Source organism: Campylobacter sp. CFSAN093233, assembly GCF_011068165.1.
In the GTDB taxonomy this organism is placed as follows: Bacteria; Campylobacterota; Campylobacteria; order Campylobacterales; family Campylobacteraceae; genus Campylobacter_D; species Campylobacter_D jejuni.
Window position 1 is genome coordinate 100,308 of the sequence record NZ_JAAMWY010000007.1, and the last position, 15,419, is coordinate 115,726.

Consider the following 15,419-nt stretch of genomic DNA (forward strand, 5'->3'; position numbering starts at 1 on the left):
GTATTCTTTAAGTAAATCGCTCAGAGCTTTTCTCCTAAGTATTCATCGCTTTCAAGTTCAATTTCAAGCAAGCGATTGTATTTTGCGGTTCTTTCACCTCTTGCTAGGGCTCCTGTTTTGATTTGTCCTGTATTTAAAGCCACAGCAAAATCCGCTATAAAAGCATCTTCACTTTCGCCGCTTCTATGACTCATCACACATTTATAGTTATTTCTTTGCGCTAAACGCACAGTTCTCATAGTTTGGGTAATAGTTCCGATTTGGTTTGGTTTAATAAGCACAGCATTTGCCATTTTTTTGATGATGCCTTCTCTTAAAATATCTTCATTAGTTACAAACAAATCATCGCCTACAAGCTGAATTTTATTGCCCAATTTTTCAGTAAGCTTAATCCAACCTTCAAAGTCATTTTCAGCTAAGCCATCTTCGATACTGCAAATTGGATATTTTGCACAAAGTTCTACATAGCGTTCGATCAAATCCTCGCTTGAAAAAGCCTTGCCTTCCATGTGATATTTGCCATCTTTGAAAAATTCTGTACTTGCCACATCAAGAGCGATTTTTACACGATTTTCATAACCTGCTTTTTTGATACAAGTCATTAAAAGATCGATAGGTTCTGTGTTGTTAGCTAAATTTGGAGCAAAACCGCCTTCATCACCTAAAGCCGTAGAATGTCCAGAATTTGCGAGTTCTTTTTTTAATATAGCATAAATTTCACAAACTGAACGCAAAGCTTCTTTAAAGCTAGTAAAACCAAAAGGCATGATCATAAATTCTTGAAAATCTACATTGTTGTTTGCATGAGCACCGCCATTTATGATATTACACATTGGCACGGGTAAAATGCTCGCATTTGCACCACCTAAGTAGCGATATAAAGGCATTCCCAAAGCAGCTGCAGCCGCACGAGCTGTTGCCATAGATACGCCTAAAGTCGCATTTGCACCTAAATTTGAGTAATTATTTGTTCCATCGAGCTCACGCAAAGTATCATCAAGTTGAGTTTGATTAAAAGCATCTAGTCCTAAAATTTCATCTGCAATGGTCTCATTGACATTTGCAACAGCTTTTAAAACGCCTTTTCCGCCAAATCTTTCATCATTATCACGCAATTCTAAGGCTTCTTTTGAACCTGTACTTGCACCACTTGGAACTATGGCCGCACCTACACTTCCATCGCTTAGCGTAACTTCGGCTTTTACGGTTGGATTTCCTCTACTATCAAGAACTTCATAGGCTCTAACATCTTCAATTACTAACATTATTCTTCTCCTTCGTCATCTTCGCTACCGCTGATCATACCTTCTATTCCCATAGAATTTTGAATTGCTTTTGTGATTTCATCTGCAATTTCAGGGTTTTCTTTTAAGAAAGCTTTTGAATTTTCTCTACCTTGTCCAAGTTTTTTATCTTTATAAGAAAACCACGCACCACTTTTATCTACGATATCAAGTTTTACACCATAATCGATCAATTCACCTTCACGGCTTAAACCCTCTCCAAACATCACATCAAATTCAGCTTGTCTGAATGGAGGAGCAACTTTATTTTTAACTACTTTTACTTTAACGCGGTTTCCTATAGGTTCTTCGTTTTGTTTTAAGGTTGCTACTTTTCTAACATCTAAACGCACAGAAGCATAAAATTTTAATGCATTTCCACCTGTTGTGGTTTCAGGAGTACCATAACCCATAGCACCGATTTTCATACGAATTTGGTTGATAAAAATTACTGTGGTATTCATTTTATGAACTATACCTGTAAGTTTTCTTAGAGCTTGAGACATAAGTCTTGCTTGAAGTCCTACATGTTGATCGCCCATATCGCCTTCAATTTCTGCTTTTGGGGTAAGCGCTGCAACGCTATCTACTACGATAAGATCTACTGCGCCACTTCTTGCTATAGTTTCTACAATTTCTAAGGCTTGTTCTCCAAAATCAGGCTGAGAAACATACAAATCATCTGTATTTACACCCAAATTTTTAGCATATTTTACATCAAGCGCATGTTCTGCATCGATAAAAGCACAAACTCCACCTGCTTTTTGGCATTCTGCGATAATATGTAAAGTTAGAGTGGTTTTACCTGAACTTTCAGGTCCATAAATTTCTATAATTCTTCCTTTTGGAACACCGCCTATACCTAAAGCAAGATCAAGCCCAACTGAACCTGTGCCTATGCTATCGATTTGCTCGACTTCTTTATCCCCTAGTCTTAAAATAGTGCCTTTTCCAAAGGTTTTATCTAAACTTTTTAGGGCAGCGTCTAGAGATTTTCTTTTATTATCATCCATAACTTTCCTTGAAAATTCTAAATTTTTAGTTAGAATTCTAACAAAATAAAATTAAATAATGATTTATTTTGCTAGAATTAAAGCAAAGATTTAAAGGAAGCATAGATGAAAAAAATTACTATTGCACATTCTCCTGATGCTGATGATATTTTTATGTATATGGCAATTAAATTTGGGTGGATAGGGAATGATTTTGCTTATGAAAATACAGCTTTAGATATACAAACTTTAAATGAATTTGCCTTGAAAAATGAATTTGATGCTACGGCTATTTCTTTTGGGCTTTATCCTTTAATCGCTTCTGAGTATGCACTTTTACGCACAGCAGTGAGTTTTGGTGAAGGTTATGGGCCAAAACTCATCAAGAAAAAAGACACGCATTTAAAAAGAAATTTTAAAGTCGCTTTGAGTGGAGCAAATACCACCAATGCTTTGATTTTTCGCATGAAATATCCTGAAGCAAGAATTATTTATAAGAATTTTTTAGACATTGAAAATGCGGTTTTAAGTGGCGAAGTAGATGCGGGGGTTTTGATCCATGAAAGCATTTTAGATTTTGATCAAAGTCTTTACGTGGAAGCAGAACTTTGGGATATATGGCTTGAATTTGCTAAAGAAAATTTGCCTTTGCCTTTAGGTGGAATGGCTTTGCGTCGTTCTTTACCTTTAAGCGACGCGATTAAGATCGAAAGAGATTTAACCAATGCTGTAAAAATTGCCGATGCAAATCGTAAAATTTTAGCCCCTATGCTTATGGAAAGAAAACTTATCCGTGTTGATGAAGAAAAACTTGATACTTATCTTAATTTATATGCCAATAAAAACTCTATTAGCATGAATCAAACTCAACTTTTAGCTGTAGATACGCTTTTTAAACTAGGATATGATTATAAATTTTATGATAAAATCATACATGTAAATGATTTTCTTATCCCTAGCGAATACGAAGAAGCTAGAAATTCTTAAAAAGGATAAAAATGGATGAAAGTACCTTAGTTGCTCTTGGAGTGCAAACCTTTAAAATCACACTTTTACTTTCTTTGCCTATGCTTTTAGCAGGACTTATTGCAGGGCTTGTGATCAGTATTTTTCAAGCAACTACACAGATTAACGAAATGACACTTTCTTTTGTTCCTAAAATCATCTTGGTTGTAGTTATTTTAATCTTTTTAATGCCTTGGATGACTACAACTATGATTGATTTTACTGAGAATATACTAAATCAAATTCCAACTTTTATCAAATGATCATTGATTTTAAAAAATACTCTTCTGTGCGTATAGGAAATGAATTTGAAGTTTTAGTTTTGGATCAAATTTGTGATTTTGATGGTTTTTTAATAGGTGGTGCAAACAACCTTTTAGTTAGTCCAAAACCTAAAAATATAGGAATTTTAGGAGATGGTTTTAATTTTATACAAATTTTAGATCGGAATAAAGATTTTATACATCTTCGCATAGGCTGCAAAACAAAATCAAGTAAAATATATCGCTTTGCTAAAGAAAATAATCTTAAGGGTTTTGAGTATTTAAGCAAAATTCCTGGCACACTTGGTGGTCTTTTGAAAATGAATGCAGGGCTTAAAGGAGAGTGTATCAGTCAAAATTTAATCAAAATTGCTACTTCTCAAGGCGAAATTCTAAGAGAAAATATAAATTTTGATTATCGTTTTTGTCCTTTAAATATGCCTTTTTTTTGGGCTGAATTTAAACTAAATTTTGGCTTTGATACCCTTAAAGATGAAGCTTTAAAAAATGCAAGAAGCAACCAACCTAATGGAGCAAGCTTTGGCTCTATCTTTAAAAATCCAAAAAACGACTTTGCAGGACGTTTAATCGAAGCTGTAGGACTTAAAGGATTTAACAAGGGAGATGCTATGTTAAGCGATAAACACGCAAATTTTTTAATCAATAAAAAAAATGCAAGTTTTGAAGATGCGTTTTTTCTTATCAAATTGGCTAGAAAAAAAGTCTTTGAAGAATTTGGCATAAACTTAGAAAATGAAGTGATTATTATCTAAAAATTTTTCAATATATCTTTAATTTTTTTATTTCATTATCTATAACACTAGCTAACATTTTTGGCATTTGATTTACAATATCTTGATAATTTTGTTTTGTATCTTGATCTTTTAATATCAAATTTAATTTTGCATTTTTTGCTGCAAGAATTTTTCCATTGCTTGTAGAAATAATTTTAAAATTAACACTAGCCACACCCTCTTTACTAGTTGTGATAAAATAATTTGTAATATTTACATAAAAATCTTGCAAATTTACCACCACAACATAATCTGTAAATTTGGCATACATTTTAGCCTTATCTTTTTCTTGTGTTAAAAAAGGACTGACATTTATAAGTTTTGCATCCTTAGGGCTAAAATATGACAAAGTTTTAGGACTTTGATAAATACCATTTGCAGCAGAATTAACCCAATCAAGCCTTAAACTTTGAATCAAATTTTTAGCAAATAATGTAGAAAATTCCTTATCACTCACCCTAAAACCATCTAAAAAATAACCAAAATTTTTCCTAGAAGTTAATACAATGGCAAAATCAATATCTTTATCTTTGGTGATTTGCGATTTTTTTTCAATCAAGGTAGAACTATCAAACAATGCTTTTTGTTGATTTAGATTTGGATTTGCAACATTTTGATTTAGATCTATTACTTCAAAACTATCTGCGCTTTTTTCAATTTTAATAACTTTTTTCTGAGAAAAATTATTCGCTAAAAGATTAGAACTTAAAACTAAACTTAAAAACAAAATGAAACAATACCTCATCTTCATCCTTATAAACTATTTAAATATAAAATTATACTCTTTATTTTATAAAAAATCTTGTAAAAAATTCCTAGATGAAACACAAATAAAAGGACTGGATTTATAATTTAAAGGGCTATATAAAATGTATTTTTTAGAAAAATCTCCCATAAATCCTCCATTTTGATTAATCAAAAAATCTCCTGCTACAATATCCCAAATATTAAGCTTTTCAAATCTTTTATAAACTCCTGCCCTAGCCTCTAAAATAGCACAAAATTTCAATCCAGAGCCTATATTAATAGCTTCTAATTGATGCTCTTTTGCAAAGTCTTCATCTTCTTTGCTAAGATGATTAACACTCAATAAGGCTTTATATTTATTTTTCTCGTATTCTTGCTGGTCAATTTGCAAAGGTTTATCGTTTTTATAAACCTTGGTTTTTGCATGAGCATAGAATATATCACCTTTTGATGGATTTTGTATGAGTGATAAAACAGAGCGATTGTCATGAACCAAACTTATCATAACGCAAAATTCATCACTGCCTTTTAAAAAACCACTTGTTCCATCAAGAGGATCGATAAGCCAAAAAGTTTTTAATTCTTCACACTCTTCTTTGCTGAGTAATTTTTCTTCTGATAGAATTTTAATATCCGTAGAACCCAAAATATCATTTAGAATTTTATTAGAAGCAAGATCTGCTGATGTAATCGGGCTTTTATCTTCTTTTTCCCAAGTTTTGAAATTTTTTCTCTCTTCTAAAATAGCTTTAGAAGCTTGATTGCTAGCATTTATAGCAATTTCTAAAAATTTATCAAGATTAAGCATGATTATAAACTTTCTATAAGATTTTTTAAAATTATACAAGAAGATTTTGTGGAATTTTTAATTTCCACAAAAATTTTAATTATATTTTACTAGTTTCACCCAAATAAAGTTGTCTTGGACGGACTATTTTAAGACTTTCTTGCTCTTTTTGCTCTATCCACTGAGCTATCCATCCTGGGGTGCGTCCTATAACAAATAAAGTAGCAAACATTTCATTTGGAATACCTAAGGCTTTTAAAATAAGTCCACTATGAAAATCAACATTCGGATATAGCCCTCTTTGAACAAAATAATCATCACTTAAAGCAATCTCTTCTATACGCGTTGCTACTTTAATAAGATTGGTATCAATACCCAACTCATCAATAAGTTGATCACGAAGTTTTTTAAGTACTTTTGCTCTAGGATCAAAATTTTTATAAACCCTATGCCCAAAGCCCATCAAGCGGAAAGGATCGTTTTTATCCTTAGCTCTTTTGATGAATTCATCTACCCTATCAACACTACCTATTTGCTCAAGCATTCTAATAACACCTTCATTAGCTCCACCATGTGCATGACCCCAAAGCGCACCAATACCTGCTGCTATACAGGCATAAGGATGAGCGTGAGTTGAACCCACAGCACGAACTGTTGAAGTTGAAGCATTTTGCTCATGATCTGCATGAAGCATAAAAACTGTATCAAGTGCTTTTACTTCTATAGGTTTAAGCTCTACATGATCGTAAGGATAGGTTCTTAACATATATAAGAAATTTTCTGTAAAACCACGATCTAAATTTGGATAAGCCATAGGAAAGCCGTGTTTATATCTATAAGCAGTAGCCACTATAGTAGGGATTTTAGCTACTATTCTAGCTGCCATTTCCATATATTCTTCTTTTACATTCATGTTTAAATGATCAGGATAAAAAGCACTAAGCGATGAAACAGCACCTTGTAAAACTGCCATAGGATGAGCATTATCAGGGAAAGAATCAAAAAGACGATGCATACCTTCATGGATAAAAGAACGCTTTTTCATTTCATAACGAAATGCTTCAAGACGCGTAGCATCAGGCAATTCTTTATAAAGCAAAAGATGAACCACATCTAAATAAAGTTTGTTTTCAGCAAGCCACTCTATAGGATAGCCACGGTGCATTAAAATTCCGTTTTCTCCATCAATATAAGTGATTTTTGATTTACAAGTAGCTGTAGAAGTCAAGCCCTCATCATAAGAAAACATTCCTGTTTGTTTATAAAAACTTGACATATCTACAACGCTTGGCCCAGTTGTACCGTCATATATAGGAAATTCATAGCTTTTTCCATTTCTATTATCGGTTATAGTAACGGAATTTGACATTTTCGCTCCTTTTATTGTTACTTTTATTAATTCTAACAAAAAAGGACGATTATGAGTTTTTTTATTATTAAATTTTTAAGATTTTATTTGCTTTTTTGAGTAAAAAAGTAACTTTCATTTTTTAGAATTAGAAAGAAATTTAATCATACTCATAACAATAACAGCCTCAAATAACGCTGTTAAAATAAGTGCTGAATAAAGCTTCTCATCAATAACCTTGCCCGAATAACCCAGAGTAGCTGTTGCTATAAGCAAGGTTAAAGGCATAGAATGACTAAGACCAAATAAAATCATATTTTTAAAACCAATTCTTTTTAAAAAAACACTTGCACATAAAATTCTTAAACCCACCATAACAAACATAAGTAAAAATGCTTGTAAAACGATTTTATAATCTAAAATCATTTTAAGATCAAAGGTTGAACCTATATGGATAAAAAAAATAGGGATCAAAAACCCGTGTCCAAAAGTAGAAAGCTTGTGCTCAAGATCTTTTTTATGATCAAAAAAAGTAGCTATAAATGAACCTGCTATAAAAGAACCAAGAACGATTTCAAGTTTTGTAATAACCATAGCAACAATGATCAGTATAAAAATGGCCATACAAAATCTTATATCTTTTTCATTTTTATCTTCCCATGGCATAAGCACAACTTTAAGCTGAGGATACCACCAAAAAAGCACACCAAGCATTTTAAATCCGAGCAAACAAAGTCCCAAAAAGATATTAAGATATAAAATACTTTGCGCTACATCAATAATACCTGTTCCTTCGCGCAAAAAAGCTCCCGCTATAGTCAAAAGCACAATAGAAATCACCTCAGCTAAAGTAGCCACTATCATAGCAATATTTAGCCAATAACACTCTTTTCCAAAATCCTTAAAAAGCAAAGATAAAAGCCCTACACTCATCACAGGTATAATGATAACAAATACTAAAGAAAGTCCAAAAATCCATACTATAAGAGAAGATAAAGCGTAAAGTAAAAAAATATAAAAAAAACTTTTTTTGGCGACTTCTTTATCCATATTAAAAAAGGCTCTTAAATTTACCTCCATACCCGCTATAAACATTAGATAATAAAAACCTACATTGGCTAAAAGTGCAAAATTTTCACTTTTTCCTATGAAACCAAAATATGCTATTATTGCCCCTAAAATAATTTCAGTAGCTGAAAGAGGCAAGCGTAAAATTTTTGCAATATGCGGAGAAAAAAGTAAGCATAAAGCTATAACAATAAGAATTTTTAGATCAATTAAACCTTGTGGATCAATGACACTCTGATGCAAAAGTAAATCCCATTTCTTTTAATTTTATTATATCTTGACTTGGTTCTTCACCTTTAGTGGTTAAATAATCCCCTATAACAATAGCCCCAGCACCTGCTTGAAAAATTTCATACTGCCTTTCTTGCAATACCACTTCACGTCCACCTGCAACCATGATTACAGTTTGAGGCAAAGCCTCTTTGGTGTCACGCACGATTTTTAAAGCTTCATCAGCACTAAGTCTTGGAACTTGTAGTTTTAAATTTTCATTTGCTATAAAAAAATTAATAGGCGTTGAAAAAGGTTGTAATTCTTGCAAAGATTTTCTAAAACTTAGCCTATCTTCTTCGCTCTCACCCATACCATAAATTCCACCACAACAAAGCATAAGCCCTGCTTCTTTAGCGTTTAAATTGGTTTGAAATCTACTTTCCCAAGTATGTGTGGTGCAAATTTGTGGAAAAAATTCCTTAGAACTTTCAAGATTGTGATTATAAGAAAAAATTCCTGCTTTTTTAAGTTCTTTGAGTTGTTCCACGCTTGCCATACCATTACAGGCAATTAAAAGCAAATTAGGTACTTCTTTTTGCACAGCCTTGGCAGCTTCGCAAACATACTCAAGCTTTTCATCATCAAGCCCAAGTCCTGCCGTAACCAAACAAAAACCCAAGGCTTCATTTTTCTTTGCCATTTTTGCTTCTAAAACGATTTGTGAAAGTTCTTTACGACGATATTTTTGAATATCTGTTTTTACATGAGCGCTTTGGGTGCAGTATTTACAGTCTTCTGAACAATTTCCACTGGCTATATTTGAAATAGCACAAAGCATGATTTGCATTCTAATCCTTCATTTCTTTTTTGATTTTACACTTTAAACATTCTAAGAATGTACCTTTTTTAAGCTCTTTTATCACTAAAGTTTCGCCACACTCTTCGCATTTTTCTTCACTTGGTTTGTATTTGCTTATAAAATTGCATTTTGGATAAGCACTACAGCCATAAAATTTACCACGTTTTGAAAAGCGTTCTACGATTTCACCTTTTTGACAACTTGGACAAGTAATGCCTGTACCATTAGCTTTAGCTTTTGCGGCTGTATTTTCGCTTTCGTTTTTGCTTTCACTTTTTAAATTTCTTGAATACTTGCATTTTGGGAAATTTAAACACGCTACAAATTCTCCAAAACGCCCTTTTCTAATAGCAAGCTCTCCGCCACAATCAGGACAACTTTCGCCTAGTTTTGTGACAGTTTTTTGACTAGCTATTTTTGTTTTTCCTTCTTCGATTTTTCTCATAAAAGGATAGTAAAATTCTTTTAAAGTTTCTTGCCAATCTGCCTTATCTTCTGCGATTTCATCTAGGGTATTTTCAAGGTTTGAAGTAAATTTACTATCTACTATATCGCTAAAATTTTTCTCAAGCACTTCGGTTACATTAAAAGCAACATCGCTAGGAATGAGTTGTTTTTTATCTATTGTTACATAATCACGGCTTGTAAGTATAGAAATGGTTGGCGCATAGGTAGAAGGGCGACCTATGCCTAAACTTTCAAGTTTTTTTACAAGTCCTGCTTCTGAATACCTTGAAGGTGGTTCGGTAAAATGTGAGTTCATTTCTAAATTTTGCACTTTTAAATTTTGGCCTATTTTAAAATTTGGCAAAATTTTATCCTTATCCATATCACCATAAACTTTATAATATCCATCAAAAAGGATTTTTCTACCGCTTATTTTAAAAACTGCTCTATCATTTTTTACAAATACATTTTGAGTTTGAGAGATAGCAGGACTCATCTGACAGGCTAAAAAGCGATTGTAAATAAGTGTGTAAAGTTTTAACTCATCTTTGTCTAAAAATTTAGCCGCAATTTCTGGAGTAAAACTTAAATTTGTAGGGCGTATAGCTTCATGAGCTTCTTGAGCGCCTTTAGTCTTTGTAGTATATACATTTGCTTTGCTTGGAAGATAGTCCTTGCCAAAATTTGCTTGTATGAATTTTCTTGCATTTTCTACTGCTTCTTTGGCTAAATTTAAACTATCGGTTCTCATATAAGTAATAACCCCCATCACGCCTTCATGGGTATTTACTCCTTCATAGAGCTTTTGAGCTATCATCATGGTTTTTTTAGGGTTAAAACCAAGGCGATTGCTGGCACTTTGCTGCAAGGTTGAAGTCATAAAAGGAGGAGGCGGAGCGATTTTTCTTTCTTTGCTTTCAATGTCGCTTATAGCATAAGCTTCATTTTTACAAGCCTCTAGTATAAGCTTAGCACGATCTTTGTTGGTAATGGTAAGTTTTTCTATCTTAGCTTTGTCAAACTCAACCAGTTCTGCATCTAAATCTTTTTGAAAAATCATATCAATACTAAAGTATTCTAGGGGTACAAAGGCACGAATTTCTTTTTCACGATCGACTATGATCTTTAAAGCCGCACTTTGAACACGCCCAGCACTAAGTCCTCTTTGAATTTTTTGTCCTAATAAAGGGCTGAGCTTATACCCTACAATGCGATCTAAAAGACGTCTGGTTTGCTGAGCATTTACAGAGTGCATGTTTAATTTTCTTGGATTTTTTAAAGCATTTTCTATAGCGCTTTTAGTGATTTCATGAAAAACAATGCGTGGTAAGGTGTTTTCATCTTTTCCTATAGCTTTTGCAATATGATAGGCTATAGCCTCTCCTTCTCTATCTTCATCCGTTGCAAGATAGACTTCTTTGGCATCTTTGGCTTTGCTTTTAAGTTCTTTAACTAAGGCGCTATGATCACTTGTGATTCTATACTCAGGGATAAATTCATCATCTTCTATTTTAATCCCAAAGCTTGATTTAGGCAAATCTCTAATATGTCCTTTAGAAGCGATAACTTCATAATCTTTTCCCAAAAAATTTCCTATGGTTTTAGCTTTTGCAGGAGATTCTACTATGATTAAATTTTTCTTCATTTTGCACCCTTGTTAAATAAAAAGCTGAATTTAGCTAAAAATATTTAAAATTCTACTTATAAAATATATTTTAATCAAGCTAAAATATTTTAAAAACAAAACTACCATAACAAAATAAATAAAATATAATTTTAAGTAATTTTAAATACAAACCATAATTTTTGGAGTATAATAAAATAAAAAAGGTAAAAATTATGAATGACAAAATTTATAAATTTCATCCAAATGACACAAAAATGGATAAAAAAATAATTCAAATTACTGAAAAGTCCGGATTTAAAGTAGCTGTGTTTTCTATGGCTGCTATGACTATGCTAGGAAGTGTGGTCATTTCATCTGCTCTGCCTGCTATCAACAGACATTTTGAAGAACTTTTAACCCAAAGTGGCGCTACTCTTGCTTCAAGTTTCACATTAGCTCATCTTGATATACTTGTTCGCTTAGTTTTAACCATCCCTGCTATTTTTGTTGTCATTTTATCTCCATTTGCTGGTATTTTAATGGATAAATTTGGCAAATTAAAATTCATTCTTCCAGCTATGGTGGTTTGGACTATTTCTGGGATAAGTGGCTTTTTCTTAAATGATATTTATGCTATACTGACTTCAAGAGCTATTTTTGGTATGGCAACTGCTTTTATAATGACAGGCGCTTCGGCTTTGCTTGGGGATTATTATAGTCGTGGTGGCTTTAATCGCAGAGAAAATGCTTTAAGTCTTCAAGGATTTTTTTGTGCAGTAGGGGGTGCTGTTTTTATTTCTATTGCGGGATTTGTTTCAAGTTATTCTTGGCGTTATCCTTTTTTGGTATATGGACTTGGAATTTTAATTACCTTAATGGCTATCATTTATCTTTTTGAACCTAGAAAATTTAAATTCTATAATCATACAAAAATAGAAACAAAAACAAATTATTGGCAATTTTTCCCTATCTATTTTATAGGTTTTTTTATCATGGTAGTTTATTATATTTCGCCAACTCAACTTCCTTACTATATAGAAGAACATTTGGGATTGGATCCTAAATATATAGGTATTTCGATGTCTGTATCTGCACTATGTTATGGTTTTTTCTCTCTAAGCTATAGATATATTATAAAATTCTTAAGTATTAAAACTATTTATGTTTTAACTCTTTTTATCGTATCTTGTTCTTTTTTGCTGCTTTTTTTAGTAGATAGCTTTTTCACAGTTTTAATCGCCTTAGCTTTGCTTGGAATGGGTGGAGGTATTATGCTTGTAAATAATACGGCTTATCTTTTTTCAATCTGTCCTGAAAATGCTCGCTCTAGGGCTTATGGAATTTTAGCAAGTTGTATATTTTTAGGACAATTTTTAAGTCCTATTATCTCTCAACCTATCGTTAGACAAATGGGTCTTGTAGATGCTTTTTTAATATGGTCAATAGTAATTTTTATAGTGTGCATTGTGTTTTTATTTTTAAAGCAAAAACCTAGAATAAATTAGCAAGAAAAATCTTGCTAATTTTATTTATTACAAACCTACCGCACTTAAAGTTTGGTATTTACTCATATAAATTTGAGCTTCAATTTTTCTCATCGTATCAAGTGCTACTTGAACTACAATAAGTACAGAAGTGCCGCCAAAATGAAAAGGCACACCCATAAATTTCACCAAAACCCAAGGTAAGGTTGCAACAAGCCCTAAATAAATAGAACCTGATAAAGTTAAACGAGAAGCCACTTCGTTAAGATAACTTGAAGTTCCTTCACCTGGACGAATTCCAGGGATAAAACCGCCTTGTTTTTTCAAATTTTCTGCTATGTCTTTAGCGTTAAATACGATAGAAGCATAAAAATAAGCAAAGAAAATTACAAACAAGAAAGTTAGAACATGAAACAAATAACCATTTGGATTTAAAAAGTCATTAATGGCTTGTAGATAAGGATTTGTACTAGTTTGTAAAATTGTTGTTGGAAACATCAAAATCGCACTAGCAAAAATCGGTGGAATAACCCCACTAAGATTGAGTTTAATAGGAATATAATTCATAATGCGTTTGTTTTGATTTTGCATTACAACTTTACGAGAATAAGAAATAGGAATTCTTCTTTCTCCAAGTTCTATATAAATAATCACCCCTATGGTGATTAAAATCAAAGCAAAAATTGCAAAAGCGGTTAAGAAATTCATCTCGCCTGAATTGATTTGTCCTACAGTTCCTGAAATCGCTCTTGGAATACCTGAAACAATACCTGCAAAAATGATTAAAGAAATACCATTTCCTATACCTCTTTGTGTGATTTGTTCGCCAAGCCACATTAAAAGCATAGTTCCAGCAAGCATAGAAATAGCACAAAGTGCGATAAACATATTTAAATCTTCCACCATTATAGCCCCTGCACCACCACGACCGTGCAAGCTTTGCAAACCTATAGCAACGCCTATACTTTGAACCAAAGTAATCACAATAGTCGCATAACGGATAATTTGCATATATTTTTGCATACTATCACGCTCTTTTTTCATCTTACCAATATTTGGAAAAGTTGCTGCAAGAAGCTCCATAATAATAGAAGTAGTAATATAAGGCATAATACCTAAAGAAATGATAGAAAAGCGTTCAGCCGCTCCACCACTAAAAACATTAAATAAACCCAAAGCATTGTTTTGATTGTTATTAAAAAATTCCGCAATCACATCAGCATTGACGCCAGGAACTGGCACATAAGCCAGAACCCTATAAGCAAATAAAAATGCTAAGGTGATTAAAATCTTATTCGTCAATGCTCTATTCATTATTTTGATCCGGTGACGCTAATATTCTCGTCTTTGATTTTTGGTACTAAGTCTTTTGCACTTGCACCAATTAATTTGATTTTATTCACAGATTTTGAAATTTTGTGAACACTTTTAATGCTCTCAAATGTAATTTCACTAAGCTCTTTTACAGCTGTGATTTTTTCAACATTGATCACATAAGGTTTTTGAATTTTAGAAGTAAAACCTACTTTTGGTAGTCTTCTTTGAAGTGGTTGTTGACCCCCTTCAAAACCTCTTTTTTCATTATAACCTTTTCTAGCAGTTTGACCTTTACCCCCTTTAGTAGCAGTCTTACCCATGCCAGAACCTTGACCACGGCCAATTCTTTTAGTTTTACGCGTTGAACCCGCTGCTTTTGTTAAATTCATCTTCTTATCCTTTTAACATTGTTAAAGCTTTGATTGTAGCACGAACCACATTAGCTGAATTATTTGAACCCAAAGACTTGGTTAAGATGTCTTTAATACCTGCAAGTTCCACGATAGGGCGTGTAGAACCACCTGCGATAACTCCTGTACCTTCGCTAGCTGGTTTAAGTAAAATTCTACTTGCGTTGTATTTCACCTCTACATCGTGAGCGATAGTTGAGCCTTTAGTTTTAACTTCAACGATATTTTTAAACGCATCGTCAACAGCTTTACGGATGGCATCTGGAACTTCCTTAGCCTTACCATAACCAACACCTACTAAACCTTTGCGGTTTCCAACGATAACTAAAGCAGTAAATCTAAATCTTCTACCACCTTTAACAACCTTAGTAACTCTGCCGATATCGACGATTACTTCTTCAAATTCTTCTCTATTATATTTTTCCATCGATTTACCCCTTATAGCCTAATGCCATTTTCTCTTAAAGATTCAGCCAATGCTGCGATAACACCATGATATACATAACCATTTCTATCAAAAACAGCTTGTTCTATCTTTTTAGCTTTTAAAGTTTTAGCAAATTCAGCAGCGATTTTTTTAGCACCTTCTTTATTTGCTTTAACGCCAAGTTTGCGTCCATCAACTGCTGCTAAAGTTACAGCTTTTACATCATCAATCGCTTGGATATATAGAGTTCTGTTTGATTTAAATACAGAAATTCTTGGAAAATTTTCACAACCTGAAATTTTCGCTCTAATTCTTTTTTTTCTTTTGATTCTTAAAGTTAGTTTTCTTTTTAATACATTTGCTCTCATA

16 protein-coding genes are annotated in these 15,419 nt (G+C 32.7%); 4 read left to right on the forward strand and 12 right to left on the reverse strand.

Features of this window, described 5'->3' with window-relative positions; genetic code table 11:
- Positions 1–20: 20 nt before the first annotated feature.
- A complete protein-coding gene (gene eno / locus FBF15_RS06825; RefSeq protein WP_002856489.1) occupies positions 21–1,265 on the reverse strand; it encodes a phosphopyruvate hydratase in 1,245 nt (414 codons plus the stop codon).
- The gene (gene recA / locus FBF15_RS06830) at positions 1,265–2,296 is read right to left on the reverse strand and encodes a recombinase RecA (RefSeq protein WP_002851424.1); all 1,032 of its coding nucleotides are present in this window, start codon (positions 2,294–2,296) and stop codon (positions 1,265–1,267) included. Before recA ends, eno begins: the two co-directional genes overlap by 1 nt.
- 105 nt (positions 2,297–2,401) lie before the next feature.
- Between recA and FBF15_RS06835 the strand changes: the two genes are divergently transcribed.
- Genes FBF15_RS06835 through FBF15_RS06845 form a run of 3 tightly spaced genes read left to right on the forward strand, consistent with a single transcriptional unit; the run spans position 2,402 to position 4,316 of the window.
- Complete coding sequence (locus FBF15_RS06835; protein WP_002858996.1) at positions 2,402–3,262, forward strand: menaquinone biosynthesis family protein; 861 nt, start codon at positions 2,402–2,404, stop codon at positions 3,260–3,262.
- 11 nt (positions 3,263–3,273) lie between these two features.
- Positions 3,274–3,543, forward strand: a complete 270-nt coding sequence (gene fliQ / locus FBF15_RS06840; protein WP_002851290.1) for a flagellar biosynthesis protein FliQ — start codon at positions 3,274–3,276, stop codon at positions 3,541–3,543.
- Positions 3,540–4,316: a UDP-N-acetylmuramate dehydrogenase gene (locus FBF15_RS06845; protein WP_052803995.1), complete on the forward strand. Its 777-nt coding sequence runs from the start codon at positions 3,540–3,542 to the stop codon at positions 4,314–4,316. The genes fliQ and FBF15_RS06845 overlap by 4 nt, the downstream gene beginning before the upstream one ends.
- A 7-nt stretch (positions 4,317–4,323) precedes the next feature.
- Here FBF15_RS06845 and FBF15_RS06850 read toward each other — a convergent pair whose 3' ends face one another.
- From FBF15_RS06850 to topA, 6 genes are all read right to left on the reverse strand, one after another.
- Entirely contained in the window at positions 4,324–5,088 is a 765-nt protein-coding gene (locus FBF15_RS06850; RefSeq protein ID WP_002860119.1) for a hypothetical protein, read from the reverse strand.
- Between the two features lie 39 nt (positions 5,089–5,127).
- A complete protein-coding gene (locus FBF15_RS06855) occupies positions 5,128–5,892 on the reverse strand; it encodes a 3'(2'),5'-bisphosphate nucleotidase CysQ (RefSeq protein WP_038816673.1) in 765 nt (254 codons plus the stop codon).
- 79 nt (positions 5,893–5,971) lie between these two features.
- Positions 5,972–7,240 carry a citrate synthase gene (locus tag FBF15_RS06860; RefSeq protein WP_002851494.1) on the reverse strand — a complete coding sequence of 423 codons (1,269 nt, stop codon included), beginning with the start codon at positions 7,238–7,240 and terminating at the stop codon, positions 5,972–5,974.
- 114 nt (positions 7,241–7,354) lie between these two features.
- Positions 7,355–8,530 (reverse strand): cation:proton antiporter, encoded by a 1,176-nt coding sequence (locus FBF15_RS06865; protein ID WP_002876072.1) that lies wholly within the window; start codon positions 8,528–8,530, stop codon positions 7,355–7,357.
- Positions 8,511–9,347 carry a biotin synthase gene (locus FBF15_RS06870; protein ID WP_002884213.1) on the reverse strand — a complete coding sequence of 279 codons (837 nt, stop codon included), beginning with the start codon at positions 9,345–9,347 and terminating at the stop codon, positions 8,511–8,513. The genes FBF15_RS06865 and FBF15_RS06870 overlap by 20 nt, the downstream gene beginning before the upstream one ends.
- Before the next feature lies 1 nt (position 9,348).
- A complete protein-coding gene (gene topA / locus FBF15_RS06875) occupies positions 9,349–11,451 on the reverse strand; it encodes a type I DNA topoisomerase (RefSeq protein WP_002888820.1) in 2,103 nt (700 codons plus the stop codon).
- Between the two features lie 194 nt (positions 11,452–11,645).
- Here topA and FBF15_RS06880 point away from each other — a divergent pair, with 194 nt between their 5' ends.
- The gene (locus FBF15_RS06880) at positions 11,646–12,917 is read left to right on the forward strand and encodes an MFS transporter (RefSeq protein WP_038816672.1); all 1,272 of its coding nucleotides are present in this window, start codon (positions 11,646–11,648) and stop codon (positions 12,915–12,917) included.
- Between the two features lie 27 nt (positions 12,918–12,944).
- Here FBF15_RS06880 and secY read toward each other — a convergent pair whose 3' ends face one another.
- Genes secY through rplR form a run of 4 tightly spaced genes read right to left on the reverse strand, consistent with a single transcriptional unit; the run spans position 12,945 to position 15,418 of the window.
- Positions 12,945–14,210: a preprotein translocase subunit SecY gene (gene secY / locus FBF15_RS06885; RefSeq protein WP_165434616.1), complete on the reverse strand. Its 1,266-nt coding sequence runs from the start codon at positions 14,208–14,210 to the stop codon at positions 12,945–12,947.
- Positions 14,210–14,602 carry a 50S ribosomal protein L15 gene (gene rplO, locus FBF15_RS06890; RefSeq protein WP_038816671.1) on the reverse strand — a complete coding sequence of 131 codons (393 nt, stop codon included), beginning with the start codon at positions 14,600–14,602 and terminating at the stop codon, positions 14,210–14,212. Before rplO ends, secY begins: the two co-directional genes overlap by 1 nt.
- Before the next feature lie 4 nt (positions 14,603–14,606).
- Complete coding sequence (rpsE, locus tag FBF15_RS06895) at positions 14,607–15,050, reverse strand: 30S ribosomal protein S5 (protein ID WP_002779428.1); 444 nt, start codon at positions 15,048–15,050, stop codon at positions 14,607–14,609.
- A gap of 11 nt (positions 15,051–15,061) precedes the next feature.
- Complete coding sequence (gene rplR / locus FBF15_RS06900; protein WP_002785535.1) at positions 15,062–15,418, reverse strand: 50S ribosomal protein L18; 357 nt, start codon at positions 15,416–15,418, stop codon at positions 15,062–15,064.
- Position 15,419: the final 1 nt, after the last annotated feature.

Bases quoted from the DNA above. Each gene is read 5' to 3' on its own strand.
- FBF15_RS06850 (WP_002860119.1), bottom strand. From the start codon at position 5,088: ATGAAGATGAGGTATTGTTTCATTTTGTTTTTAAGTTTAGTTTTAAGT.
- fliQ (WP_002851290.1), top strand. From the start codon at position 3,274: ATGGATGAAAGTACCTTAGTTGCTCTTGGAGTGCAAACCTTTAAAATC.
- rplO (WP_038816671.1), bottom strand. From the start codon at position 14,602: ATGAATTTAACAAAAGCAGCGGGTTCAACGCGTAAAACTAAAAGAATT.
- FBF15_RS06880 (WP_038816672.1), top strand. From the start codon at position 11,646: ATGAATGACAAAATTTATAAATTTCATCCAAATGACACAAAAATGGAT.
- FBF15_RS06860 (WP_002851494.1), bottom strand. From the start codon at position 7,240: ATGTCAAATTCCGTTACTATAACCGATAATAGAAATGGAAAAAGCTAT.
- FBF15_RS06835 (WP_002858996.1), top strand. From the start codon at position 2,402: ATGAAAAAAATTACTATTGCACATTCTCCTGATGCTGATGATATTTTT.
- FBF15_RS06845 (WP_052803995.1), top strand. From the start codon at position 3,540: ATGATCATTGATTTTAAAAAATACTCTTCTGTGCGTATAGGAAATGAA.
- FBF15_RS06855 (WP_038816673.1), bottom strand. From the start codon at position 5,892: ATGCTTAATCTTGATAAATTTTTAGAAATTGCTATAAATGCTAGCAAT.
- FBF15_RS06870 (WP_002884213.1), bottom strand. From the start codon at position 9,347: ATGCAAATCATGCTTTGTGCTATTTCAAATATAGCCAGTGGAAATTGT.
- rplR (WP_002785535.1), bottom strand. From the start codon at position 15,418: ATGAGAGCAAATGTATTAAAAAGAAAACTAACTTTAAGAATCAAAAGA.
- eno (WP_002856489.1), bottom strand. From the start codon at position 1,265: ATGTTAGTAATTGAAGATGTTAGAGCCTATGAAGTTCTTGATAGTAGA.
- topA (WP_002888820.1), bottom strand. From the start codon at position 11,451: ATGAAGAAAAATTTAATCATAGTAGAATCTCCTGCAAAAGCTAAAACC.
- rpsE (WP_002779428.1), bottom strand. From the start codon at position 15,050: ATGGAAAAATATAATAGAGAAGAATTTGAAGAAGTAATCGTCGATATC.
- secY (WP_165434616.1), bottom strand. From the start codon at position 14,210: ATGAATAGAGCATTGACGAATAAGATTTTAATCACCTTAGCATTTTTA.
- recA (WP_002851424.1), bottom strand. From the start codon at position 2,296: ATGGATGATAATAAAAGAAAATCTCTAGACGCTGCCCTAAAAAGTTTA.